We start from the raw sequence: 25,361 nt of genomic DNA, 5'->3' as shown, positions 1-25,361 counted from the left end.
CATAACGCCGTGCTAAGCCGGCCGAACCGGGAGTGTAGCACAGCGCATACAATGGCGAAGCCATGCGCTGTGTGGAGCGTAGGTGAAGGTTCGGCTTGAGCACCTTGTTAGGCCGATACTCGATATACAATTTCATCTAAATAACCACCAGACGCACAAGGTACTTTTAGCTCTTTGAAAACTACGCCACCGAGTGATTCTGGAATACGCCTGCTACGCTCGTTTGCTACATCTACCGGATAAATCGCATAATCAAATTCGATATTTTTCAGTGCCCAGCCCCATAGAGCATGAATAGCAGTTTTGCCGTAACCGTTTCCATGAGCGGACTTTTTAAGCCATACACCGAACTCAGGAGTATTACATTTACCCCTACCGTGAAATCCAGCACAACCCAAGAATTCACCCGATTTCGAGATGATTGCAACTACTAAGTCATGCTCGTCTTTCATACCTTCCATAGACGAAGAGATAAAAGCTCTACTTTCATCAACACTCTTAGGTGGCGAAGGTATCATATACCGCGTAATCTCTTCCGTGAATTCTTCGTAAATGCTTTCTGCATATTTGAGTGATATAGAAACCAAATCAATATTCTCACATTCTATTTTGATTTGAGTTAAGTCAATACGCTCACAGTTCTTGAATTTAAATGTTTTCATACCACTGACCCTTACTCTGGCCTAACGCTGCGTTAAGGGACGAATGCCGCCTAAACCAATTTCCCGCAAACCATTTTCACCACTTAAATCACCGCATGCCAAAAATGCTACGCGGCATGAGTTCCTCTTTAACATTTGTTTCCCATAGTTTCTTAGACTTAAACGCATACAAATAGGGAGGAATAAGAATAAACAAACCAATAGGCAATACTAATAGCGTTCCAAAGAGGCCATCAGTAATATTTCCTCCACCAGTGGAATAGAAAAACTGTGTAACTGCGGCGAATACACCAATTAGCAGTAACAAAATCAATTGAAGAGAAAACGTAACTTTCCATATAGCGGGATTAATTATTTTTTTCTCATAGGCATAGCCGATGTATGGCAAGAGCAGAAAAAAGCTAATAAATGCACCAATGAGAACAGAGGGAGAAAATCCGAGTAACACTAACTGAGAACTAACACTTCCAACCGTCAACACAGTGACAACCCAACAAAATAATTTCCACTTAAACATTGCATATTCCTTTTATGTAATCGCGGTAGAGCGCCCCATTACTGAGACGACCCCGCACAGATCCGGACGTGCGGAATTACCGCATCCGGCTCTTCAGTTATACATTCACTCGTGTAAACACACGTTCCTGATACCAGTCTACATGAATAAATCGCTTACTCACTCGTGGTCGCTCTAAACCATAATACGTTAACATCTTCTTGAAATTACTCCAGTTGTAGCTCTTTCTTCCACTTCGACGATTCAGCCATTTAAACAAGCTGTGTACGAGCAGATGATAAAAGTAATCACACGCTCGACTGTTATCGGGCAGGCAGAAGTAATTGTGATGCCAATCAGTTTCCGACGGGATGGGATCGACTAAAAAGCAGAGACTAAGAAGGTGAGTGTCCTCATTAGATATTCTGAAACAGTTTGTTTGTTAGGTAGATTTGCCTGGCCCACTGACAAAAATCACCCAATAGCCCCAGATAACCATCAAGCCAAGGCTGAAGATTAAAATAATAATTACAAGCTCTGAGAAACTATTAGGTAAGGACATAGTAAATAGCGAAATTACCATTTTGACAACGGTTAAAAATAGGACGGGCGCAAAGATTATCTGAGATGCCCTTCGAACCCAACTTGGCGTCATCGGATGATGAATACGACTTAAACAATCACCTTCCGCAATAGCTGATTCCGCAGGATCAACCGTGTTGTATATTCTCCCCTCTATTTGACAATACTCGGGACCTTCTTGAAAGGTGCTTTTTTCTTGAGCAAAAGAGAGTTCCGACTCGATGGCATTTAAATCAAGTCTAATACCTTTTGGTGGAACCAAAACGTACTCTTTCTTCATCAAAAACTCCTTGCTACTATCTAACACAAAGTTCAGTTGCAAAATATATAGCACTATATTTTGGTAACAAAAATTCGTGACATATATTTTGTCAATTGAAACACCTTCCCATTATTGCGTGCATAAGAAAGATGGTGATTATATTAAATTCGATGCTAAGAGATGGTGTCAAATAAGATACCAACTTGGGCTAAATTTAATTATTGACACCATAGTCTCTTGTATGGATAACAACTACTCAAATTAGGGTAAAGTGAGACCCATACTTTAGCTGCAAAATATGGCAAAAAATTAGCCATTGACGCCATACTCGTTTGTTATAAGACATTATTTCACAGTTTCTATCTATCCCAAACACGCCAATTGTCACTTCCGATGTTTTCCCTACAAACAAGTTTTAGTCCAGTTAAGGAACTAACAATTCGGTCGCCCCAATCCATACTTTCTGGCTCTAATATAAAACCCAATACACATCCAGAAACAAATTGGTGACAGTTAAACTTAATTATACTGTAGTCATACTTATTACCGACCTCAGATAAAGCCACGTCTGCAGCATATGAGCATCCAACAGAACTTGTGTTAGAACAAGAAACATAAATACTAGAGCCACACTGAAGCCCAAAAAGACCAGAAACAAAACCATCTGCATTTACTTTTTCTACGACACCATCCCTATTCAGATGAACAATTTCTCCATTTCCTACATAAATACCGGAGTGCTGAATTACCGATGCTGCGATGATCAAGTCGCAATATACAACACTCCCTATTTGGGGTTGGACCTTATCAAAAATATAGTTATCAACAACATACTCTAGTATATTCAATGGTACTAAGTAGTTTTTTAAAAAACCTATCACATTCTTTCCTTATTATTTAAATATCTACATCTATTTCATGATGGCTTATAACGCTTGCAACAGCAGCAAACTAGAGCCTAAGCGATTAGTTAGTCTGTTGCTTACTCTTGTTATGTTTTACTTAGCCAAACCACTGCTTCAAAGTTTCTTTGGCCTTATCTTTATGTTTTTTTGTAACATGTACAGCCACCGCAGCAGCAGCAGCAGCAAGAACACCTAAATCATCAGAATATCCAACGATGGGAGTTATGTCGGGGATGGCATCTATGGGGGAAATAAAATAGCCCAGCGCCCCATAAATTGTTGTTTTTGCCCATACTGGGGTTTCGGGATCTTGTGCTGAGTAATAAAGTTTTAAAGCAGGTTCTAGAACACTCTCGCCTGCAGACCTTGCATATTTTTTTACCTTATCCCAGAACCCGTTATCGCTGAATTCATTTTCAAATTGATTCTCTGACATGTGAAACTCCTTTTTTGATGAAAATAATCGCGGTAGAGCGCCCCATTACTGAGACGACCCCGCATAGATCCGGACGTGCGGAATTACCGCATCCGGCTCTTCAGTTATACATTCACTCGTGTAAACACACGTTCCTGATACCAGTCTACATGAATAAATCGCTTACTCACTCGTGGTCGCTCTAAACCATAATACGTTAACATCTTCTTGAAATTACTTCAGTTATAGCTCTTTCTTCCACTTCGACGATTCAGCCATTTAAACAAGCTGTGTACGAGCAGATGATAAAAGTAATCACACGCTCGACTGTTATCGGGCAGGCAGAAGTAATTGTGATGCCAATCAGTTTCCGACGGGATGGGATCGACTAAAAAGCAGAGACTAAGAAGGTGAGTGTCCTCATTAGATATTCTGAAACAGTTTGTTTGTTAGGTAGATTTGCCTGGCCCACTGACAAAAATAACCCAATAGACCCAGATAACCATCAAGCCAAGGCTGAAGATTAAAATAATAATTACAAGCTCTGAGAAACTATTAGGTAAGGACATAGTAAATAGCGAAATTACCATTTTGACAACGGTTAAAAATAGGACGGGCGCAAAGATTATCTGAGATGCCCTTCGAACCCAACTTGGCGTCATCGGATGATGAATACGACTTAAACAATCACCTTCCGCAATAGCTGATTCCGCAGGATCAACCGTGTTGTATATTCTCCCCTCTATTTGACAATACTCGGGACCTTCTTGAAAGGTGCTTTTTTCTTGAGCAAAAGAGAGTTCCGACTCGATGGTATTTAAATCAAGTCTAATACCTTTTGGTGGAACCAAAACATACTTTTTCTTCATCAAAAACGCCTTGCCATTATTTCGTGCATAAGAAAGATGGTTGCTATCTTGAATTAGATGCTAATAGATGGTGTCAAATGGGATCCCAAATTGGCCTAAATTTAATTATTGACACCATAGTTTCGTGTTAGGTGTGTTTTATATATACACAAACAATCTTCTAATTCATTTGGTTTCAATACTTGAAAATCTTCCGGAAATTCAGAAATATGGATTTTATCTCTCGAAGTATTGAAGCCTAAATTTTTAGCACCTTCTTTTGTACCAGCATGCAAATAGACATACTCAGGTTCAAATCCAAAATAAAATCCGATTCTTACCGCAGTATCATAAACCATTAAAGGTCCAATACCACAGATAGGAAGAAGCTCATCACAAAGTAATTGGTGCAGTTCTTGGAAGTCCTTGCAATCACAAATTGGTAGAGTATTCAGTTTTAATGTGGCCGCATTTAATGCAACTTGTTTTAATCGATATTGATGTGAATGTCGTTTGTTTTTATATGTTTTAGCCGAACCAGCATATCTTATAAGGCTAATAACATCTGGAAGAGAACTATAAAACTCGCGTTCGTCGTCAGTATTTTTTTTATGATATTGTAAATAATTTTGAACAATATCTTCATATGTGTTTAATTTTAAGTTCTTACCTACCGAACAACCTTTACGTTTTTTAATATCTATATTGCATCCCATATAAACTCCAAGGTCACTCAGCTAAGGCGTGAGCAACGCAATACAAAAGCTGCTACATACCACCTTAAACACCAAACGCAACGCATAGTAAAAACGCCATGCGTTGCGAATCCCTTTTAAACATTTTGTCAATTGATTCGACATGTTAGGCGTTTTACCAGAACCTATTTTGGAGAGAAGGTATTTCTAATTGCAAATCATCTGAATATTCAAAACTTTCTTCATCGTTATCAGATATATGTAACTCCGTAGCGTATGAACGCAACCAGAGCTTCCTGTCTTCGGCCGAAAGCACATATCCTTTAAGCTCTTCTTTTCCTTTAAGGCGATCCGGATAAGCCCAACCTTTTTTTTCAAGTTTAGTAATCGTAACTGTCAAGTGTGCCAACAAAGGTTGTTCAGGCGACACCAATTTATGGAACCAAGGCCAAAACTCTTCATCTTCTTGAGATGCTCGCCAGCCTTTCACTTTGTTTATCTCAGTCAAGTTAGCGTATGGGTGAGAGTGGAAAGTCCCAACTAACTCGATATTTGGCCAATACTTTTCGAAAAAGCTTTTTTTCGCGATTATTGAATTCAAATCAGGCTGAACCCAATCCTGATGTCTTAAAGCAGATGTCTCCACTGTAGCCATTGTAGCGACTACCCGAGCGGGTAGATTTCCTTTTTGAGGAATTGAATAACCCCATAACAATCCAAAGGTCTCCAAGTTTTTATGCGATTTACCATTTTTATGCGCTTTATGTTCAAACTCATAAGCTTCTATGGCTGTAGTGAATAGTTGAGGTACAACATGATCTTCAATCACTATATTTTTATCCATTCGGGGATCCTTAAAATAATTTAAAACTCTTTTTCAGCGCCTAACGATTAGCACAGCAGCACTACGATGCTGTACCAACAAACTGATTACTTCAAACCGCAAACGCCAAGATAAAATGTGTCTTCTGCTGCGCTTTGTATGGATAATAAATATTCAAATTAGGGTACAGTGAGACCCAGGCTTTAGCTGCAACTAAAGCTTTCTATTTAGTAGTTCGATGCTGCGTTGGATCCTCAATTGAGAGACCGATAACAAGAAAGAACGCTACATAGCTCTCCAAGCACCACACTCGAATTGTCTTCTGGGTCTCGAACCCGTATTATGCAAGCAAGAGTTAGCTTATTATGAACACTTAGGCACATCAAAGTATTAATGTCGGTGTTGATACTGGCAAAGCAAATTTAGATATTTATATCCGTCCTCTCGACATCTTCTTCACCGTTTCGAATGATCACACAGGCATTCAAGAAGCAGTCAACACCATAAAAAATACCATCAATAACGCATCGTTGTTGAAGTGACTGGCCGTCTCGAAATGCCTTTCATTTTAGCCTGCTATAAAGCTAATTTGCCTTTCGTTATCGCCAATCCTATCCACATAAAAAGGTTCGCTGGTGCGATTGGAAGACGAGCTAAAACAGATAAACTCGATGTCAATTTAATCGCTCATTTCAGTGAAGCAGTAAAGCCCAAATTAACCAAGGAAAGTGGCGATAATTGCCTGCGTCAGAAAGATGGTAGTGATACTTAATTCAATGCTCAGAGATGGTGCTATGTGGGACGAAAATATGGCGAAAAATTAGCTATTGACGCCATACTCGTTTGTTATATTTAAAATCCAAGAAAACTAAAAAAGCCTTTTCTTTCTCGCTTAATCTTGGTACCAGTACCATCATATAGCGTCGCATTTATAGTATCTGCCATCTCAAGAAGCTGCTTCTTGTATTTTGATATATCACATCGACTAAATATCTGACTATTGACTAACTTAAAACTCACATTTTGTCCGTCCACATTCATTATGAACTCTTGATAGTTAGCTTCATTTTCTTGAATGGCAGATTCAAATGTACCCGTTGAATTTAGCTCATTTGCAAAAGCTTGTACCTCTGCCAATTTCTCGAGAAACTCTTCATTTGAATCACCAAAATCATCGTTAGGAGCAATCGGCAAAGGGAAAGACAGGTAATTTAGTCTATCTACAAGCTCATGTATATCATATAGCCCCAACTCTCCATCTTGTTTGAACTGCTGTGGTTCTCTTTTGATTATCATCCCGAACCTCCATAAATATAACGCCTTACTAATAGGCGCATAAATGCTTGGCTATAATTAGCGACGAAGGAGCGCAAGCCAAGTGTTTTGCGTCCTTTTAAGTAACTTGTTAACTACACCTTACTTCTCGAATGTAATAACCTAAAAAGCCTTCAGAATATTTCAAAGTGCAGCTTCGCTCAGAGGTTGGGCACACCTTTCCATAACCTGCGACTTTCCATACCTCTCCATTAGCAAGCTTAAACTGAGACCAACTACCTCTTACTTTGTCTCGACCTGTTTTAATGCACTGAGCATTCTCGATTTCGGTATTAACAGTTAGTATTTTTGTAGGAAAAGCTGGGAGTGTCGCTACCACCGCATAAACAAAATATCCCATAATTGCACAGAATATTGGTAGGAAAAATATTAACTTTAATACTTCCTTTATTTTCCTCTCTTTTATCAACAGCGCTACTTTTTTAAAACCTGCAGGCTCTTTTTTAGTTCCTTCATATTTTGCTAGAAAAAATGTAAACAAAATAAAAAGCGAAATTGTAGAAACAGGAAAAATGGTATGCTCTAGGCTTTCGAATGGCACATACGACATACCACCACTCAAATAAACGAGAATGACAACACCAATAAATACATAAAATCCGTTTAGTATTCTTTGCTGAGTTTTTTGAATATTCATACTTCCTTGGTGTAGCTAACGCATTACTAATGGGCTGCCGTAGCGTAGGCACTCCCGTGGAGGCCGCGCCGTTTGTGGCCGGAACGAAATTAAGTAACTTGTTAGCTACCATATGCTCTGTATATGTCTATTGCTGCAAATAGAATCAGCAAATTGGCCAATACTAAGGCTGTATTAATTTTTAACTTTATATGTAGCCTTTTCTGTTCCTGATTTTTGACCTGAGCCATCACTTTTTAATCGAATAGGTTAACGTAAAACATAACATTTAGCCGGCGATTAAACTCCCGATATGAACTGTATTGTCTTTTAAAAATTCTAAGCTTATCGCCGGGCCTATTATCCCAAAGATTTCTTTTAATTCTTTGGTCAATAAAAACCAAAATCAAGCAAGGGATAAACAATACTGCGAATAACAAACGCCTTACTCCCTGCAATAGCTAACGCCTGCACCACATACCTCTTGATAAAGTACAGGTGGCACATTGGCTTTGTTGTATTTATAAATTGTAACCTTATTTATGTTTGGTTTGAAACTTACGGGCCCCAATTTATAAAATCCATTAACCAACCTATCTATGAGTAGATCACATAAATTTGCCCAATCATGATTGTACTCATTTCTATCTAATTCACCCAAAAAGTAAGACATACCTTCAGCCAGCCAAAACAACGTCAACGCTGTACCAAGATCACAATATTTATTATTTGCTATAGCAGTTGGCAAACTAAGTCCACTATCCCAATTGTAGCTAATCGAATATTGCTGAAGGAAGCAAGGGTTCTCAGATAATTTAGCAATACCTATTGCCTTATCAAGATCATCCTCATATTGGATTTGATCGATCCGCATTTTCTCTATATCGCTAATCATATTTATTTATATCACTACTCACGTTGACATATAACGCCCGCCTAAGGGGCTGGCAACGCATACCACTAAACTCGAACACAACAACCGAAACCACCGCGGCTCATTGAGACTGGAAACTCCGCGCGTTGACAGTCCCTCTTGAGGCGTTTGTTATGTGAAAACCCAACTATCGAGCACCAATTTTTAAGACCTGTTTAAAAAAGTACAACATGAAGCCTGAAGCTATTGGAAAAACAATTGAAAACGCAGTCAGGCCGATCTTATGCGACGTTTTTTTAACGGTAAAAGACACATAGAATGAATACAAAAGCATGTGAACCAAAGCCAGAATAACTAACGTTTTTAATAAGTTAATTATCATAACGTCTAATGATAATACCTTGATGAAAGCAGCAATAATAAAAACACCCCAGAAGCTTATCCCTGCATACTTATCAATTCGATCCACTACCGTATCTCCCTATTTCATATAACGCCCTGAGGAATCCCCTAATGATTTTGATAAAAATCATTAAGTTAAGGTAGATGCACATCTTGTCATGTGATCAAATGGTTCTGCGAAAAATCAATAACCAGACAACAAGATGTGCGAACTCGATATTTTACACGACTCTCTTTACCAATTCTGCCCTGAATTGCACTTAAAACGACTTAACAGTTTAACGCTAGCTTGCCACGCATTACTTGAATGTAAAACGCTCACTCTTACCGAGCTTGGTCGTAACCTGCCAACGAAAGCTAGAACAAAACATAACATCAAACGAATCGACCGATTGTTAGCTAATCGTCACTTGCACAAAGAGCGACTCGCGGTATACCGTTGGCATGCTAGCTTTATCTGTTCGGGTAATTCGATGCCCATTGTTCTTGTTGACTGGTCTGATATTCGTGAGCAAAAACGGCTTATGGTATTGCGAGCTTCAGTGGCGCTACAGGGCCGTTCTATTACTCTTTATGAGAAAGCGTTTCCGCTTTCAGAGCAATGTTCAAAGAAGGCTCATGACCAATTTCTAGCCGACCTTGCAAGCATTCTACCGAGTAACACTACACCGCTCATTGTCAGTGATGCAGGCTTTAAAGTGCCATGGTATAAATCCGTTGAGAAATTGGGTTGGTACTGGTTAAGTCGAGTAAGAGGGAAAGTGCAATATGCCGATATTGGCGCAGAAAACTGGCAACCTATCAGTAACTTACATGACACATCCTCAAGTCGTTCAAAGACGTTAGGCTATAAGAGGTTGACCAAGAGCAATCCAATCTCATGTCAAATTACACTGTATAAATCTCGTTCTAAAGGCCGAAAAAATCAGCGTTCGACACGGACGAATTGTCATCATCCGTCTCATAAAGTTTACTCTGCTTCGGCAAAAGAAGCATGGGTTCTTGCCACTAACTTACCCGCTGACACTCGAACGCCAAAGCAACTTGTTAGGCTCTACTCGAAGCGTATGCAGATTGAAGAAACATTCCGAGACTTGAAAAGCCCTGCGTATGGATTAGGCCTCCGTCATAGCCGAACTAGCAGCTCAGAGCGCTTTGATATCATGCTGCTAATCACCCTAATGCTTCAACTGACCTCTTGGCTTGCTGGAGTTCATGCTCAGAAACAAGGTTGGGATAAGCACTTCCAAGCGAACACTGTTAAAAATCGAAATGTACTCTCAACAGTACGCTTAGGCATGGAAGTATTGCGGCATTCTGGCTACACAATAACGAGGGAAGACTTGCTCGCAGCTGCAACCCTGCTTGCTCAAAATCTATTCAAATATGGTTGCGCCTTGGGGAAATTATGAGGGGATCCCTCAGTATAACGCCCGCTTAACTTACTGCCAACTGCACCACACTCAAACGGGCCACTGTAATCACAAAGGCCAAACCGAACCAAAAATGCCACACGTTGGCAGTCCGATTGAACGACTTGTTACAAGGATTTTACCACCAACATTTTATGGGCCCCTTTTTGAAACCTATACTCACTATCGACTAATTCGCACTTAATACCAAGCTTAGATAGATGATTAATAACTGTTTCTAGATGTGGCGAAGGATTATCTTTAAGAGTGACTAAGGGGTAAACTCGAACCTCTTTTGCAACACGGGTAAGCTCCTGTATTGCGTCTAAATGCTGCTGTAGATTTATTTGTTCACTGTATAAAAATAGGAAGTGAGAACAAACAGCAAGATCAAATTGACCAGACTCAAAGGGTAAAGACGGTAACGCCGCTTCTATGTACCTTTTTTCTTCTTTACCCCGCTCATAGTCAACTAAGAAAGCTTCCATGGCTGACATTCGAACTTCGCCAAGTTCTTTTACAGACGCTATGGAATCCCAGATATAGTTATCTTGGTTTTCTTCCATTTGAGGCATGATTTCCTCATATACCTCTGCAATTCTGGTTTTTAATTGTTCGCGTGAAAAGCTGTATGTGGGATCAATTGAAATAACAGAACCACCCCGTTTAGTGAGTACCGTATTAAATGATGCCGGACCATCACCACAGCCAAGTATTGACTTGGTAATATCTTGATCAGTAAGGCAGAACATTTTTTTATATTCTTGGAAAGATCTCCCCCACGGTACTACATTTTTCAATTCCATTCGGACTTCCTTAATCCTTGTAACGCTGAGAACAGTTGCGAAATATTTGGCGCGTCATTTTGCTCTGCAAAATGCGTGACAATTATTTTGTCAATTGATTCGACTTGTTATGCGTTTACACACTTTTCCAACAATTTGCTTGCTAGAACACGCAAATATTGCACCAAAAGGTCAATATCACTAATTGTAATAACTAGGCGTTGACCTGCTTTATAGCCAGAATCTCCTGACTTTATGATATATTTTTCATCCACAATGCCCTCATTATGAGCAAGCAAATGGCGTTTTTGATATAGAACTTTTAATTCACATAATTCTTTTGTTGTTAGCCAATCACTATAACTTTCGTCAAAAATTTTGTTCCAAAGTTCCTCTGATTGTTCTAGGCGCTGAAAAGCATTAAATGGTGGTTTACCATAAGGTTCATATAAGCCTTCACATAATTTTTGAAATGCAACAACACCATCTGAAACGCAAGTTTCAATTAGAGAACGACATGTCAATTCAGCTTCATCTTTACCTACAGCATTTTCCAGTGCTTCCCTAACTATTTTCAGATTATCTGTTTTTGCACTTATTTTGCGTAAAGAGTCAAAGAATGTCTGTTTTACAGAATTGTGACCACAAGCGGGACAAAAATATGCACTACCAATTACTGCAAACCGTGTTTTACAAGATTCACATTGAATTTCAAGTTGCATTTCTTCGGCTGCTTTTGCAGGTAATGCGACAGTCCTTTGCTTACCGCCAGTCACTTTCAATGACATTGATATAAAGCTATTTTTACTTTGGCGCCTATTAAATTCTTTAGCATCTTCACGCATGGCATTATGAATTATTCCGTTAAGGACTGTCTTAGCTTCATTAACAGAATGATCAACCTGTTCTTTGGTATACCATTGATTAGAAGGAGCCTCATGCCCACATAAAGGACACCAAATAGCCTCATCTTTACAAATATTTTTCCAGTCTTCCTGATTTACTTTGAACTTGAATTCACATGATTCTGATGGACATTGTTTATCTATATATCCTTTAGAATCCACATCAATCGGAATTGAAACAGTTTTCATGTGTTTTAATTCTTTTAGCAAATGTTCAAACATGTGCAATGCCTTCGATGAAAATCAAAATTAATATTATAGAGAAAGGTAATGGAACAAATGTGAGGATACTATCGCAGTTCAATAAACGCATAACGCCTACAATCACCGGCAAAATAAAGCGAAGTGAGGAACGAGCGAAGCTATATTTTGTCCGTGTGAATTGTTTTGTTAGGCATTTATTTGCCTCGTTTTCGGTGCCAATCTCTTATAGCGATACCGACTGGATCAGCTATATGATCTGCGCCAAGTGATTTAAGCACGGAATACGACTTTTCTGAGTTTGTGTAGCTAAAGTCAAGATCGTCTGGATTGGCAACATCTACATTGCAAATACCTGCGACTTCATTTATAACGTCGAGGTACCCTTTGCAAACTGCATCGAATTTTTTCTTGTTATCTTTATATTGCAGTGCAATTTCTGAATCCATATGGATAGAGTATATTGGCGATTGAATATCAATAACTGCTCGTATACCTTGAGCGTATACTGTTATCTCTCTTCTCTTAGCTTGATTTTGAGTTACATGCGGCTCGAACCCAACCTTCTTTATAGACTCAACCATGCCATCTACAAGTGGATCAACCTTTAACTCACCATCCCTAATTTCGATATGACCACTGGCATATAAACCGCCCCACATTTCGGTAGTAACAGCTTCACCATGAGGCTCCACCTCAGACTCATCTACAGACAAATCTAAAAACCAAATATCGCCAGATTGCCTAAGTTCTTCATATTGCTCAATAGGAACACCTATATCAGTTAGTAATTTAGGGTCTATTTGCCTTACTACACCTCTAACATTGCAACTCATTCCACAAAAGCTGAGATTCTTTCCATTAGATACTGCCGGCAAATACTCAACTAGATCATTTACACCTGGTATCAAACCTATCATTCCACAAACTGTCGCATCTGATGGGTATAGACAGATTTGATACAAATCATCATCTATTGGCGGGTACATACCTACTGGCTTTAGATGAGAAGTTGCCTGCCCCATAATTGCCATCACCGGGTTCTCAGCAACAAGTGGCGGCCCTAGCCGCATACTTGTGTGGTGGCCTATGAAAGGGGTAATAAAATGGTTACGTAAAAATGGACCAAACATAGAAGGTTTACATTCGAGAGTAACCCAGCTGTCAGGTTTAACCTGATTAGATTTAAGTGCGTTGAGCAGATCAGAAGGAGAGCTAAAGATTGGCGCCCTTAATTTGTCTAAGGGCGTTTTAAAACGCCGATACAATGCTGGTATCCAATTCTTCAAATCAGGATACAGCTGTTGCGTTAAGAATTTCCCTGTATTTTCATCCATGGTAATGTCTCTATATGCCTAACGTGTAGTTCAATTGCCGACTGCTGGCGCTAATTTTGGGAACCAAAATTCGTGACACTAGGAGGTCAATTGGAACGTTTTGTTATAACTTAGTATTCTGATTCCAATTTTTTATGCAGTTTAAATATATCTTGAGCTATTTTACTTGCAGTTCTATTTTTAATTTTTCTCATAGTATGAGCAACAGCTCCCTCAACATTTTCTCCTGCAAAATTGGTTCCGGGACCGTATTTCGTCATACGCCTCTGTATCGATTGCCAATCGCTGACTAACTCTGTTGGGAAATGTCTGTCTAATAAGCTGGATGTGGCTTCATTTGCACTAAGTAATCTAGATCTTGCATCACCTTCTCCAATGCATAATTCTTCTACTGCATCGCTAATCCTACCTTTTACATATTCGTATTTCATATATAGGTACCTCATAACTTGATGAGTTATAACGCCGCCATAAACGACGCGAGCTTGCGAGCGTCCGGCGACCGTAGGGAGCGAATTTAATGGCCTTGTTATGCCTTTGCATGTACGACCCTTGTAAATTGATAGTTTAATGTTGCGCCGCCACCGCGATTGGCAATGTGGAACTCATGCAGAACACCATTGACGAGACAGCAAAGCACACCTATAGAATCTGGTTTCTTTGGAGCAAAACACATTAAGCCAATTTGGTCTTTTAAAGCTGGCGTTTGTTTTGCACCGTTTACAACATTTGCAAATTCTTTGAGTTGAGCGTTATTAGAATTTACAACGGGCATACCCTCGAAAACTTCAAGAGTTTGCACATCATTTGAATTTGCTCGAAGTATATCAAGTACTTTTGAGCCGATACGAAGATCTGGAATTTGGCCTTGAGTTAGCTCCTCAGGCAATAAAATTTCAAAAGGGGCTACAGGGGCTTCTGTGCCTCGCTTTATTTCTGGCTTAGATTTCTTTTTAAACAGCCCGAACATTGGCTTCTCCTGAGGCATAACGCCTGCATCAGAGGCCCAAACGGAGTGGAGCAAAATGTGATAAACTGAGCGCAGCGAAGCACATTTTGCGGAACGGAGTTTGGGTCCTGCTGCATGCATTTGTTATATGTTTGCACCACATACCTCTTGATAAAGTACAGGTGGCACATTGGCTTTGTTGTATTTATAAATTGTAACCTTATTTATGTTTGGTTTGAAACTTACGGGCCCCAATTTATAAAATCCATTAACCAACCTATCTATGAGTAGATCACATAAATTTGCCCAATCATGATTGTACTCATTTCTATCTAATTCACCCAAAAAGTAAGACATACCTTCAGCCAGCCAAAACAACGTCAACGCTGTACCAAGATCACAATATTTATTATTTGCTATAGCAGTTGGCAAACTAAGTCCACTATCCCAATTGTAGCTAATCGAATATTGCTGAAGGAAGCAAGGGTTCTCAGATAATTTAGCAATACCTATAGCCTTATCAAGATCATCCTCATATTGGATTTGATCGACCCGCATTTTCTCTAAATCGCTAATCATATTTATTTATATCACTACTCACGTTGACATATAACGCTTTGTTAAGGGGCGCAGCAACGCAATAAATGACTATCTGCACAACACCTTAAACACCGAAGTCACTGCAAACTAAAAATGCCACGCGTTGCAAGTCCCTCTTTAACAACTTGTTAGGCAGATTATATGGCTTCGATTTCTATTGCGTATACTCCGTTCTTCTCAATGCTTTCTTTGTATCCAGGAAAACTATGAATAAGCTCAATTCCTTGATCAACACTCCAAGGTACGGAAAGTGCTTTTTCTGTACCCTCCGTTTCAAATAAGACTTTTACATTGGGGTAATGAGTGACACGCATAACTCTTGTGTCCATTGATTCGCCTGATTCTTCGTTGATGAACCGTAGTGTGTGACTGGCTTTGACAGTGGAATAATCAAAAGGCCGTTCATCGCTATTAGCACGGATTTCAACTCTCTTTTTCCCAGATTTTATGGCGCCAAAAGGTTTGTCCATCAGACCAACTATATGAGTGTTGCCATCGGAGTATTCTATTGGTACGGGGTTACCGTTTATGTTGATGATGATTTCTTTTTCCATTTTTCAATCTGCCTAACGCTTGCAACAGCAGCTAACTAGAGCCTAGGCGATGAGTTAGTCTGATGCTTGCTCTTGTTAGGTTTCATTGCTTGCAACAATTTGACGGCCTTTTTTATATAACAAAATTACAATTGGTGAGAGTAAAAACAGTGTTACAAAGCTACCAAAATTGTTTGAGTATTCAACGAAGAATACGTTAAAGCCAAATACTAGGTCGAAAACCAATAACAACCACAAAAACAACGCTAAACCAGAAAAACGCCCTTTAATATCCATAGCGGCAAGTGTGTAGCCGACTTTGTAACATATGCACGAGGCAATGACTGATGCAGAGAAACCAGATATTAAAAAAGCTTCGTTTAGTCCAAATGTGCCACTGACCAAACCTAAACGATTAGCTAGGCCAACACTAACAGCAATGAAGCTTGCCAATGAAAAGATGAAGTTTGATATTCTCACTTGAAACCTAACGCCCTCCTAAGGGGCTGGCAACGCATACCACTAAACTCGAACACAACAACCGAAACCACCGCGGCTCATTGAGACTGGAAACTCCGCGCGTTGACAGTCCCTCTTGAGGCGTTTGTTATGTGAAAACCCAACTATCGAGCACCAATTTTTAAGACCTGTTTAAAAAAGTACAAAATGAAGCCTGAAGCTATTGGAAAAACAATTGAAAACGCAGTCAGGCCGATCTTATGCGACGTTTTTTTAACGGTAAAAGACACATAGAATGAATACAAAAGCATGTGAACCAAAGCCAGAATAACTAACGTTTTTAATAAGTTAATTATCATAACGTCTAATGATAATACCTTGATGAAAGCAGCAATAATAAAAACACCCCAGAAGCTTATCCCTGCATCACGGAAACCGCATGAACATCCCCGTCATTCAAGGCTTCCGAGAACCTTACTTAAGTAATTTTCATCCATCGCGCAACGCATTCTCTTACGCTGGATGCCACCTTTCGCACTCGTTTCTTGCTTCAATAAGTTAAAACAAGCTTGACGGATCCTCGATAATTCCTCGGCTCGATCATCTACTCTGATGCGGCATTTATCTTCTCTAAAACCCACGTCTAATTGCCAGTGCATTGACTCCACTAACCAATGACTTTTGCTCGCATTATGCAGTTCTTCTGCACTCAATTTTTTTGAGCTGATATAGTAGCGGACTGACACCTCTTTCTCTGAAGCGTGCTCGCTTTCTTGTCTAACGTTCACCATGATGCCCATGCACTTCAATTCCGGCCATTCGTACTCAAGGTCACCTAGCACACTCAAGTCTTCATTCACCAGTGCACATCGAGTCTCTAATCGACCATGACTTTTGTCCTGACTTGAGTAGCTATCACCATCAAACTTCATCAACATCGAAGGCTTGTAGTAGTCGTTAAATGCCTGCTCTAAACTACCCTGATTTCCTTTCACTGCCAGCAAGTAATCCGCGCTTTTATCCACGATTTTCTGGGCTATTTTTCGTTGACACCCCATCGCATCGATTGTGATTAAACAACCAGCAATATCTAACATTTCCAGTAGCTTAGGTATCTCCGTGATCTCGTTGGTTTTCTCGTTCACTTTGGATTGCGCCAAGCAAACTCCATTCGCTGTCGCAAACACGTTAACCATATGGATCGCTTGATTACCCTTGGCTTTATTGTAAGACCCTCTCACCGTCTTTCCATCAACAGCGACAACCTCTCCTTTCGTGAGTTCATGGCAGTCTTTCATCCAATCAATAAAGGCCGATTGAAACTCTTTCGGATTGAGTAAACCCACCACTCTTGCCACTGTATCTGCTGACGGAATACCCGCTGAAAAATCGCCATAATGATTGAGAAAATCTCGTCTCATTTCACCAAAATCAACGATGCCTTCCCATGTATCTTGTCCCGATAAAACACCACAAACTGTCAGCAAAATAATGTCTGACACGGAAACCGCATGAACATCCCCGTCATTCAAGGCTTCCGAGAACCTTACTTAAGTAATTTTCATCCATCGCGCAACGCATTCTCTTACGCTGGATGCCACCTTTCGCACTCGTTTCTTGCTTCAATAAGTTAAAACAAGCTTGACGGATCCTCGATAATTCCTCGGCTCGATCATCTACTCTGATGCGGCATTTATCTTCTCTAAAACCCACGTCTAATTGCCAGTGCATTGACTCCACTAACCAATGACTTTTGCTCGCATTATGCAGTTCTTCTGCACTCAATTTTTTTGAGCTGATATAGTAGCGGACTGACACCTCTTTCTCTGAAGCGTGCTCGCTTTCTTGTCTAACGTTCACCATGATGCCCATGCACTTCAATTCCGGCCATTCGTACTCAAGGTCACCTAGCACACTCAAGTCTTCATTCACCAGTGCACATCGAGTCTCTAATCGACCATGACTTTTGTCCTGACTTGAGTAGCTATCACCATCAAACTTCATCAACATCGAAGGCTTGTAGTAGTCGTTAAATGCCTGCTCTAAACTACCCTGATTTCCTTTCACTGCCAGCAAGTAATCCGCGCTTTTATCCACGATTTTCTGGGCTATTTTTCGTTGACACCCCATCGCATCGATTGTGATTAAACAACCAGCAATATCTAACATTTCCAGTAGCTTAGGTATCTCCGTGATCTCGTTGGTTTTCTCGTTCACTTTGGATTGCGCCAAGCAAACTCCATTCGCTGTCGCAAACACGTTAACCATATGGATCGCTTGATTACCCTTGGCTTTATTGTAAGACCCTCTCACCGTCTTTCCATCAACAGCGACAACCTCTCCTTTCGTGAGTTCATGGCAGTCTTTCATCCAATCAATAAAGGCCGATTGAAACTCTTTCGGATTGAGTAAACCCACCACTCTTGCCACTGTATCTGCTGACGGAATACCCGCTGAAAAATCGCCATAATGATTGAGAAAATCTCGTCTCATTTCACCAAAATCAACGATGCCTTCCCATGTATCTTGTCCCGATAAAACACCACAAACTGTCAGCAAAATAATGTCTGATAATTTGTGGGTGACTTTCCCCGTTTGTCGGTAATCGGTTAAGGCTGAAAAATGCATAAATGGGTTCGCTAAACTGGTCATGAAAAGGCTCCGTTTTTTAATACGAAACCATTAGAAAACAATGAAAATGATCTACAAATCGATCCTTTGTAAATGTAAAAACATGCGAGAAAAGTCAATAAAAATCCAGGTGATATAAAGAATTCTATCCTTAGTTCAGCCCTTTAAAATCAAGGATGTTCATGCGGTTTCCCTGATCCCTGCATACTTATCAATTCGATCCACTTTCGTTTCTCCCTATTTCACATAACGAATGATATGGACTCCCTCTTCCCAAGCCACCACGTGCCATACTTAACCATGACGCGTTGATCATTTGGAGGTTGCTATGTCCACCATTCAAACTATTGGCATTGACCTTGCCAAGAATGTTTTTAGTATTCATGGCGTTGATGCATATGGCAAGTGTGTTCTTAAAAAAACTGTCAAAAGAAACAAACTGTTAGAGGTGTTTGCTAACTTACCACCATGCTTAATTGGTATGGAGGCTTGCTCCGGTGCCCACTACTGGGCTAGAGAACTGATTAAACTTGGTCATGACCCGAGAATAATGGCCCCTAAGTTCGTCATTCCATACCGCCAAAATGAAAAGAATGATGCGAATGACGCTGAAGCCATTTGCGAAGCTGTTGGCAGACCAAAAACTCGTTTTGTCAGTATAAAAAGCCCTGAACAACAAGCGGTTCTTTGCCTTCACCGTATTCGCCAAGGCGTCATTAAAAGCCGTACTGCAACGATTAACCAACTTCGTGGATTGCTCTCTGAATTTGGTATTGTGATCTCTCAAGGACGGTTCACATTACAAAATTCCATCGACTGTATTTTGGAAGATGCGGAAAATGGTATCCCTGATTTAGCTCGTGAATTACTCTTTGATTTAGTTCAACGCATACGAAATGCGAACGACGAGGTTTTACGTTATGACCGTAAAATTTACGCCATCGTTAAACACATGGAAAGCGCACAAAAACTGATGACCATTCCTGGTGTTGGTGAACATAGTGCTACAGCAATTGTCGCAACTGTTGCCGATGGTAAACAGTTTAAATCCAGCCGCCAATTCGCAGCATGGATCGGTTTAGTTCCAAGACAATTCTCTACCGGTGGTCATGCTCAGCTCGGTCGAATCAGTAAACGAGGTGATAAGCATATTCGAACTTTGCTTGTCCATGGCGCACGAGCGGTTATTGCTCGATGCAAAGATAAAACCGACAGAAACAGTCTCTGGTTACAAAAATTGGTTGAACGACGTGGCTATACACGAGCTATTGTTGCTTTAGCCGCTAAGAACGCCCGAATTATTTGGGCATTACTGACTTCGGGAAAAGAATATCAAGCTGACTACGTAACCAGTTAGCTCACACCGAGTCAACACAATAGCTATTGATGACAATACGGTCAGACCGAGGTGCTAAAGCCTGTTGTGCTCAGAAGTAGAAAATACTGTCTAACGAATGAGGCAAGCATCAAGCGAAAATCATCAGGGTAATGGCAAGTAAGCCAGTCAAATACCGAATGTAGATCTGCTGTCCGATCCTCTGTTGTCTAAGAGAGCTATTGTTGACAAAAAGAGGGAGTCCATGTAGCTGAGCACAGTTGCAAAAATACATAGCGCTACATTTTGGGTACCAAAATTCGTGACATGTATTTTTGTCAATTGATGCGACTTGTTAGCTGTATTTTTTCACTGAACTATCTTAATTAATTATTTCCCTTAGAAAGATTATTTTTGGAATACGGTTACCTTTTTTATCAAAGCCCCAAACAACTGTTATATTTCCATTAGTTGATAGCTTATTTTTTAAGTCGCTAGGTTTAATTGTCGGATCAAGCTGCAATTTAACTCGCTTTTTATATAATGACGGTGCTACAACAGCCCAACCATGTTTAGTAGAATCAAGGTCAATAGCTCTTAATTCAAGCCTTACATCATGAAAATCTTCAACCAATTCCTCTTCTTGTTCAGAAACAGATTTATATTCCGGCATTGCTTTAATGGATGCACTTGTTATCTTTAGATTAGGATCATCATTAAATGAAATTGTTGCATTTGGATCTAATTTCGCTGGTTTTACGACATTTAGTGAATTTTTTGCTAATTTTTCTTTATCTTTAATTGCTGAAATAACAATAGATGTAAATTCATCTGCTGTCATATCAACCATACCTGCTCCAATTTGAATAATAGTATTGTTATTTGCTTCAATTGTTTCTTTAGCTTCTTTGTTGTCCGGTGCAGATGATTTACCTAAATAATAGGCTCCGCCAGCCAAAATCATAGCAATCAAAACTGCAGACAAAAAGTTGGGGTGATTTTCCATTATTTTTTCAATACCTAATTTTTGTCTAACATTATCAATACATTCATCAAACCTTTGCTGATTACCGAAAATAAGTTTGATGACTAAATCTTCCCAAATACTATCGGAACGTAACTCTTTAATAAATACTTCAACATTAATAATAGTCAAATCAGGGAAAAGAGCTTCGAGCACTTCTGGTGCTTGCTTAATTAAGCTTTCAAAGGCAATAAGTGAATGTGCTATTTCACCAATTGGAACATATTCTTTATTTGAGTAATAAACCTTTTGACTTACTTCTTGATACTGCATATTGCCTCTAAATTATAGACTCAACTAAGTCCTCAATACTTTGTTTTTAATATATTACTTGCCATAGTTCATTATACAGCTAACGCTTGCAACAGCAGCAAACTAAGAGCCTAAGCGATTAATTTGTCTGTTGGTTGCTCTTGTTAGCAAGTTAAATTCTTACTTAAATCTCCATAGCCCTGCATTCTTTAAAAATATTTTTTATTTTGTTAAAACGCTTATAACCTAACCAAAATGCAAAACAACTAATAGAAAAAGGTATTACAACAATTAAGCACATTAAATAATCAGGCCCACGAGAATCAAATAAGTTCACACTTAATAAAAAACCTGTTCCTAAAATAAAAAAACCTGTAATTAGATACCAGAAAAAAGCAATTACTTTAACTCCTGAAGAGTATTCAGGGAAAAATCTCACTCGTTTACTTAAATTATCATAGCCATAAGCAGAAAATACTCCGCTTTTTTTATCATATTCACCAATAACATCAATATGATCCCCGTTAGATACAACCCATGGTTCACCAACAGTTAAACGTACAATTTGTCGTTCAGTACCCATATTCAAATTAATCGTAACCATTGTTTTAGTAATTGCTTGAAATGATTCTACTGAACCACTAATTTTTATCATATTTCCTACTTAACTTATTGTATTATATAACTAATTATTGGTGCTCAATGTGAAGTCTTGCTAACGCAAAGAACAGTTGCAAAATATATGGCACTACATTTTGCGAAGCAAAATTCGTGACATATATTTTGTCAATTGAAACGACTTGTTATATTTTATTTAGCTAACGCCATTTGCGATTCAATAGAGGAAAGGCATTTTTTTGTGGCTTCTAACGTAGCAATATACTTATTATCACTAGAGTCTTTACTAAACTTATTGGATAACTTATTAAAAGCTCTATCTATATCTTTAAAATATATTTCAAATTCATCATTTCTAACTAATGGCATAGCATAGAAATATATTTTATAAATTCTTTTTGTTTTTTTACCTATTTCAAAATACATCCGATGGTTTTCAGGATGAGTAACATTTACTGTATCCTCCTTTACATCTAAATACTTGAACTCTATAATCGCTTTTGCATTTTTATCAGAACCAACTCGGTAAGCCTTGGGGACAAAGTATGGGGACAAATAAGTTTTGAACTTTTCAGATTTGTTATCGTTCTCTTTTTCATACAAGAACTTGCTTAATGGATACCAATAATTTTTCATATTATAACTCCTCAAGCAAAATTGGAACTAAACTACAAGTGTTCTCTATAACACGATCAATTTGAGTAACATCAATACCTTGTGCACTTTGACTGTCGACAACAACAACCCCCCAAGGTTCAGCATCTACCAATAACGAAAACGCAAGAAAAGATCTAGCAGGTATAGTACCAGTTTCAATATATCTATCCAATAACAATGGACTAATTTTCGTACAATCGCAATATTTGCATCTATTCTGAGACGACGATTGTTTCGTTATCTTTGGTAGCTTTTCAAAGTGAACCATATCCCCACCTTTAGCCCATGCGATCCCTACAACACCTTCAGCATTGCGTCCCGAATCTGGAGCCCAAAAGACTGAACGTCCTTTTTGATTGGTATAACCCGAACGAGCAACCGGAACAAGCCAACCACTCCAAGGTGTTTTCGTTAAAGACCAAGGAAAATACTTACAAGCCCAATATTTTTTACGAAAAGCGAGACCGAAATAAGTGGACTTATATTGAAATAGTGTAACCCTATGATTATCATCAAAATCTCCAGAGAGATCACAACATATCCATCCCCGAAGAACATCCAATTTTGCTTGTAAACATTTCAGTATTGCGACTGAAGATGAACATTTCAACAATACATATGTAACGACCAATAAAATTACAGCAACAATAAGAAGTGCTGGTGCATAAGCTTTAATTTGTAAAACTATATATTTTAAAAATGGATACTGATTAATTTGAGATGAACTTAGATCCAATTGGATTATTGAACCTACACCAAGAGATAATATAGACCCCAACCCATTTAAAATGCGTAAAAACTTTTCATTACGACGCCGAGATTTTATGTTTGCCACTTAATTACCTAAATCTTAATTTAAAAATGTTACCGCATTTAAAATATAACGCCCCAATCAATTGCGCATTGCGCTGTAACCAAAGCGTTTAAAAAACTTTAAACCGCAACTGCAAAGCTTGACTGCGTCAATTGCATTGGATTGTTATGTTTATTGGCCTTTTTAATTGAACCAATTCCCGTCTCGCAAACTTTGATAATCTCTTTTGGCAGTAATGTGAACCATATTTGAAATAGCTCCATTTGCTGGACCATGATCCAACTCCGTAAGGAAATTCTCGACCTCAGATTCTGGCGAATGAAGTATTATATCCAGGTACTTTCTTTGTTCATTTTCGGTAAGAGCAGTCTGTCTAAGCTGAAATGGATGATGCATCGCGGCCTGAAGCAATGTCGCTCGCAATTCATCAGTTGAAATGACCTCATAGTCACGCCTTTCCAAAGCAACTGTGACACCAAAATCCACAATTCCGCTAGCAATTGAAATATTCAATGAGTAGTTTCCACCTTTTTCCAGCGCAATCATGCGTAGGTTTTGAAATTTGATTTCGTTTTCCATTTTCCATTTTCCTGGCCTTACTCTTAATCACGTAGAAACATAACGCTCGGCACAGCGGACGTTTTGGAGCGACGCTGGAGCGTAAAAACAGGGCAAAAGCATGAAGGTGCCCATCCCTAAAGGGCTGCAAGTACCTTCTCTAAATACGCTTCGCTCATCCCAGCCATTCTCCTTTTGCGTTTCACTCCTCCTTTGAACGTCTTTTCATTCGAAAGTAGTGAAATACACATATGGCGGATCCTAGCAAAATTTTCTGATCCATCGTCTGCTCGTATCCGACTTTGGTCTTCGTTGAACCCCACATCCAACTTGTAATGCAGCTTATTTTCTACATGCCAATGACTACGGATAGACTCGGCAAATTGCTCTGCACTCAATGTCCTTGAGCTGATGTAATAACGAATAAATATCTCATCTGCATTCGGTTTTTCTCCAGGATTGCTGCGCATGTACATCGAGACTCCCAATGTCTTCATGCCTCGCCATTCAAAGCCTAAGTCTATAAAATCATCAAATAACTCACTGGTGATATATAGTCTCTGCTCTTGCCGTCCATGCTCGATTTTGTTCGTAGTAACGTAACTGTCTCCGGGCCATGTCAGGATTGCTGGCATCGGAAAGTGCTTTATAAATGCCTCTTCCAGTCGACCTTGATTCCCTTTGACCGCCAGAAGATAGTCCGCGCCGGACTCGATGATTTTATTGGCTATTTTTGTTTGGCAACCCATCGCATCTAACGTCACTAAACAACCGCTTATATCAAGTAGCTCCAATAACTCTGGGATGGCGGTGATCTCATTCGACTTCTCTTCTGTTTTTACTTGTCCTAACACAATCGAATTTTTCACCGAGAACGCACTGACCATATGAATGGCACTGTGGTCTTTTGAGAAAGAGCGCCTCAAGGTCTTACCATCAATGGCAATAATGTCACCGCCCGTTAGCTCATGACACGTTTTCATCCAAGAAATGAAGGCTTGTTGCAACTTCGATGGATTAATCTTACTCATCACCCGCCGAATGGTATCTCGACTCGGTATTCCTTGCTCAAACTCTCCTCTGGCTCTAAACCAAGACTCGTGAATTTGACCAAAATCTTCTATCTCATCCCAACCATCTGCTCCGCCAATCACGGCACAAACGGTTAGGAACAAAATATCTGTCAATTTATGGTCGACTTTCCAGTCTTGACGAAAATCTCTTACGATAGAAAGATGCTCAAACAACGATTTTTTATCCATGAGTTAAACTAAGTGATTGATAGTGAGGCTATCAGATCACAAAGTCATAATAAGGAACTTGTTGATCATCATGATCAATTAACTTATTGTGATTTAAGGTTTATTTGATGATGGTAAACCGAACGGCTCTTCCA

General features: G+C 39.4%; 28 protein-coding genes and 2 pseudogenes. 3 read left to right on the top strand and 27 right to left on the bottom strand.

Translation table 11 applies throughout. From position 1 onward, the window contains the following. Nucleotides 1-107 precede the first annotated feature (107 nt). The 8 genes from OCV11_RS20705 to OCV11_RS20660 form a co-directional block, all read right to left on the bottom strand. Complete coding sequence (locus OCV11_RS20705) at nucleotides 108-662, bottom strand: GNAT family N-acetyltransferase (RefSeq protein ID WP_261897898.1); 555 nt, start codon at nucleotides 660-662, stop codon at nucleotides 108-110. An 88-nt stretch (nucleotides 663-750) separates the two neighbouring features. Further along, the gene (locus tag OCV11_RS20695; RefSeq protein ID WP_261897896.1) at nucleotides 751-1,179 is read right to left on the bottom strand and encodes a hypothetical protein; all 429 of its coding nucleotides are present in this window, start codon (nucleotides 1,177-1,179) and stop codon (nucleotides 751-753) included. A gap of 421 nt (nucleotides 1,180-1,600) precedes the next feature. Beyond that, nucleotides 1,601-2,020 carry a hypothetical protein gene (locus OCV11_RS20690; RefSeq protein WP_261897895.1) on the bottom strand — a complete coding sequence of 140 codons (420 nt, stop codon included), beginning with the start codon at nucleotides 2,018-2,020 and terminating at the stop codon, nucleotides 1,601-1,603. A gap of 341 nt (nucleotides 2,021-2,361) precedes the next feature. Beyond that, nucleotides 2,362-2,883, bottom strand: coding sequence for a lecithin retinol acyltransferase family protein (locus tag OCV11_RS20685; protein WP_261897894.1), 522 nt, complete (start codon nucleotides 2,881-2,883; stop codon nucleotides 2,362-2,364). Nucleotides 2,884-3,004: 121 nt separating this feature from the next. After that, complete coding sequence (locus OCV11_RS20680) at nucleotides 3,005-3,343, bottom strand: YkvA family protein (protein WP_261897893.1); 339 nt, start codon at nucleotides 3,341-3,343, stop codon at nucleotides 3,005-3,007. Nucleotides 3,344-3,771: 428 nt separating this feature from the next. Next, complete coding sequence (locus OCV11_RS20675; protein WP_261897892.1) at nucleotides 3,772-4,191, bottom strand: hypothetical protein; 420 nt, start codon at nucleotides 4,189-4,191, stop codon at nucleotides 3,772-3,774. Between the two features lie 101 nt (nucleotides 4,192-4,292). Further along, a complete protein-coding gene (locus OCV11_RS20670; protein WP_261897891.1) occupies nucleotides 4,293-4,886 on the bottom strand; it encodes a hypothetical protein in 594 nt (197 codons plus the stop codon). 154 nt (nucleotides 4,887-5,040) lie between these two features. Beyond that, nucleotides 5,041-5,709 carry a hypothetical protein gene (locus tag OCV11_RS20660; protein ID WP_261897890.1) on the bottom strand — a complete coding sequence of 223 codons (669 nt, stop codon included), beginning with the start codon at nucleotides 5,707-5,709 and terminating at the stop codon, nucleotides 5,041-5,043. Nucleotides 5,710-6,077: 368 nt separating this feature from the next. Between OCV11_RS20660 and OCV11_RS20655 the strand changes: the two are divergent. Next, nucleotides 6,078-6,409, top strand: a pseudogene (locus OCV11_RS20655) (IS110 family transposase); the annotation flags it as partial. Nucleotides 6,410-6,540: 131 nt separating this feature from the next. Here OCV11_RS20655 and OCV11_RS20650 read toward each other — a convergent pair. From OCV11_RS20650 to OCV11_RS20640, 3 genes are all read right to left on the bottom strand, one after another. After that, nucleotides 6,541-6,984, bottom strand: a complete 444-nt coding sequence (locus OCV11_RS20650) for a hypothetical protein (protein ID WP_261897889.1) — start codon at nucleotides 6,982-6,984, stop codon at nucleotides 6,541-6,543. 109 nt (nucleotides 6,985-7,093) lie between these two features. Next, nucleotides 7,094-7,660 carry a hypothetical protein gene (locus OCV11_RS20645; RefSeq protein WP_261897888.1) on the bottom strand — a complete coding sequence of 189 codons (567 nt, stop codon included), beginning with the start codon at nucleotides 7,658-7,660 and terminating at the stop codon, nucleotides 7,094-7,096. Between the two features lie 424 nt (nucleotides 7,661-8,084). Next, nucleotides 8,085-8,534 (bottom strand): DUF4274 domain-containing protein, encoded by a 450-nt coding sequence (locus OCV11_RS20640; RefSeq protein ID WP_261897887.1) that lies wholly within the window; start codon nucleotides 8,532-8,534, stop codon nucleotides 8,085-8,087. A gap of 584 nt (nucleotides 8,535-9,118) precedes the next feature. Between OCV11_RS20640 and OCV11_RS20635 the strand changes: the two genes are divergently transcribed. Then, complete coding sequence (locus OCV11_RS20635) at nucleotides 9,119-10,327, top strand: IS4 family transposase (RefSeq protein ID WP_261894455.1); 1,209 nt, start codon at nucleotides 9,119-9,121, stop codon at nucleotides 10,325-10,327. 128 nt (nucleotides 10,328-10,455) lie between these two features. On the opposite strand, the gene OCV11_RS20630 is transcribed toward OCV11_RS20635, so the two are convergent. The 10 genes and pseudogenes from OCV11_RS20630 to OCV11_RS20585 form a co-directional block, all read right to left on the bottom strand. After that, on the bottom strand, nucleotides 10,456-11,133 hold the full coding sequence (locus OCV11_RS20630; protein WP_261897886.1) for a methyltransferase domain-containing protein: 678 nt from the start codon (nucleotides 11,131-11,133) through the stop codon (nucleotides 10,456-10,458). Between the two features lie 107 nt (nucleotides 11,134-11,240). Continuing rightward, the gene (locus OCV11_RS20625) at nucleotides 11,241-12,239 is read right to left on the bottom strand and encodes a hypothetical protein (RefSeq protein WP_261897885.1); all 999 of its coding nucleotides are present in this window, start codon (nucleotides 12,237-12,239) and stop codon (nucleotides 11,241-11,243) included. Nucleotides 12,240-12,415: 176 nt separating this feature from the next. Next, nucleotides 12,416-13,555, bottom strand: coding sequence for a hypothetical protein (locus OCV11_RS20620; RefSeq protein ID WP_261897884.1), 1,140 nt, complete (start codon nucleotides 13,553-13,555; stop codon nucleotides 12,416-12,418). Between the two features lie 110 nt (nucleotides 13,556-13,665). Beyond that, nucleotides 13,666-13,986, bottom strand: coding sequence for a hypothetical protein (locus OCV11_RS20615; protein ID WP_261897883.1), 321 nt, complete (start codon nucleotides 13,984-13,986; stop codon nucleotides 13,666-13,668). A 98-nt stretch (nucleotides 13,987-14,084) separates the two neighbouring features. After that, the gene (locus OCV11_RS20610; RefSeq protein WP_261897882.1) at nucleotides 14,085-14,525 is read right to left on the bottom strand and encodes a hypothetical protein; all 441 of its coding nucleotides are present in this window, start codon (nucleotides 14,523-14,525) and stop codon (nucleotides 14,085-14,087) included. A 123-nt stretch (nucleotides 14,526-14,648) separates the two neighbouring features. Continuing rightward, complete coding sequence (locus OCV11_RS20605; RefSeq protein ID WP_261897881.1) at nucleotides 14,649-15,083, bottom strand: DUF4274 domain-containing protein; 435 nt, start codon at nucleotides 15,081-15,083, stop codon at nucleotides 14,649-14,651. Between the two features lie 158 nt (nucleotides 15,084-15,241). Further along, nucleotides 15,242-15,658 carry an ASCH domain-containing protein gene (locus OCV11_RS20600; protein ID WP_261897880.1) on the bottom strand — a complete coding sequence of 139 codons (417 nt, stop codon included), beginning with the start codon at nucleotides 15,656-15,658 and terminating at the stop codon, nucleotides 15,242-15,244. Between the two features lie 75 nt (nucleotides 15,659-15,733). Continuing rightward, complete coding sequence (locus OCV11_RS20595; RefSeq protein WP_261897879.1) at nucleotides 15,734-16,117, bottom strand: hypothetical protein; 384 nt, start codon at nucleotides 16,115-16,117, stop codon at nucleotides 15,734-15,736. Nucleotides 16,118-16,548: 431 nt separating this feature from the next. Next, nucleotides 16,549-17,598: pseudogene (locus OCV11_RS20590) on the bottom strand (ISAs1 family transposase); the annotation flags it as partial. Between the two features lie 22 nt (nucleotides 17,599-17,620). Beyond that, nucleotides 17,621-18,748, bottom strand: a complete 1,128-nt coding sequence (locus OCV11_RS20585) for an ISAs1 family transposase (protein WP_261894326.1) — start codon at nucleotides 18,746-18,748, stop codon at nucleotides 17,621-17,623. A 307-nt stretch (nucleotides 18,749-19,055) separates the two neighbouring features. On the opposite strand from OCV11_RS20585, the gene OCV11_RS20580 reads away from it, so the two are divergent. Beyond that, nucleotides 19,056-20,084, top strand: a complete 1,029-nt coding sequence (locus OCV11_RS20580) for an IS110 family RNA-guided transposase (RefSeq protein WP_261897878.1) — start codon at nucleotides 19,056-19,058, stop codon at nucleotides 20,082-20,084. A 340-nt stretch (nucleotides 20,085-20,424) separates the two neighbouring features. On the opposite strand, the gene OCV11_RS20575 is transcribed toward OCV11_RS20580, so the two are convergent. From OCV11_RS20575 to OCV11_RS20550, 6 genes are all read right to left on the bottom strand, one after another. Next, nucleotides 20,425-21,339, bottom strand: coding sequence for a hypothetical protein (locus tag OCV11_RS20575; RefSeq protein ID WP_261897877.1), 915 nt, complete (start codon nucleotides 21,337-21,339; stop codon nucleotides 20,425-20,427). A gap of 163 nt (nucleotides 21,340-21,502) precedes the next feature. After that, nucleotides 21,503-21,973: a hypothetical protein gene (locus OCV11_RS20570; protein ID WP_261897876.1), complete on the bottom strand. Its 471-nt coding sequence runs from the start codon at nucleotides 21,971-21,973 to the stop codon at nucleotides 21,503-21,505. Between the two features lie 155 nt (nucleotides 21,974-22,128). Continuing rightward, nucleotides 22,129-22,572, bottom strand: coding sequence for a hypothetical protein (locus tag OCV11_RS20565; RefSeq protein ID WP_261897875.1), 444 nt, complete (start codon nucleotides 22,570-22,572; stop codon nucleotides 22,129-22,131). Nucleotide 22,573: 1 nt separating this feature from the next. Further along, nucleotides 22,574-23,428 (bottom strand): hypothetical protein, encoded by an 855-nt coding sequence (locus OCV11_RS20560; protein WP_261897874.1) that lies wholly within the window; start codon nucleotides 23,426-23,428, stop codon nucleotides 22,574-22,576. Nucleotides 23,429-23,590: 162 nt separating this feature from the next. Beyond that, nucleotides 23,591-23,986, bottom strand: a complete 396-nt coding sequence (locus tag OCV11_RS20555) for a hypothetical protein (RefSeq protein WP_261897873.1) — start codon at nucleotides 23,984-23,986, stop codon at nucleotides 23,591-23,593. A 116-nt stretch (nucleotides 23,987-24,102) separates the two neighbouring features. Next, the gene (locus OCV11_RS20550; RefSeq protein WP_261894327.1) at nucleotides 24,103-25,227 is read right to left on the bottom strand and encodes an ISAs1 family transposase; all 1,125 of its coding nucleotides are present in this window, start codon (nucleotides 25,225-25,227) and stop codon (nucleotides 24,103-24,105) included. Between the last annotated feature and the right edge of the window lie 134 nt (nucleotides 25,228-25,361).

This window comes from Vibrio porteresiae DSM 19223 (genome assembly GCF_024347055.1).
Classification (GTDB): domain Bacteria; phylum Pseudomonadota; class Gammaproteobacteria; order Enterobacterales; family Vibrionaceae; genus Vibrio; species Vibrio porteresiae.
The sequence above is the reverse complement of the archived record's forward strand: the minus strand, read 5'-3'. Positions and strand labels throughout refer to the sequence as shown.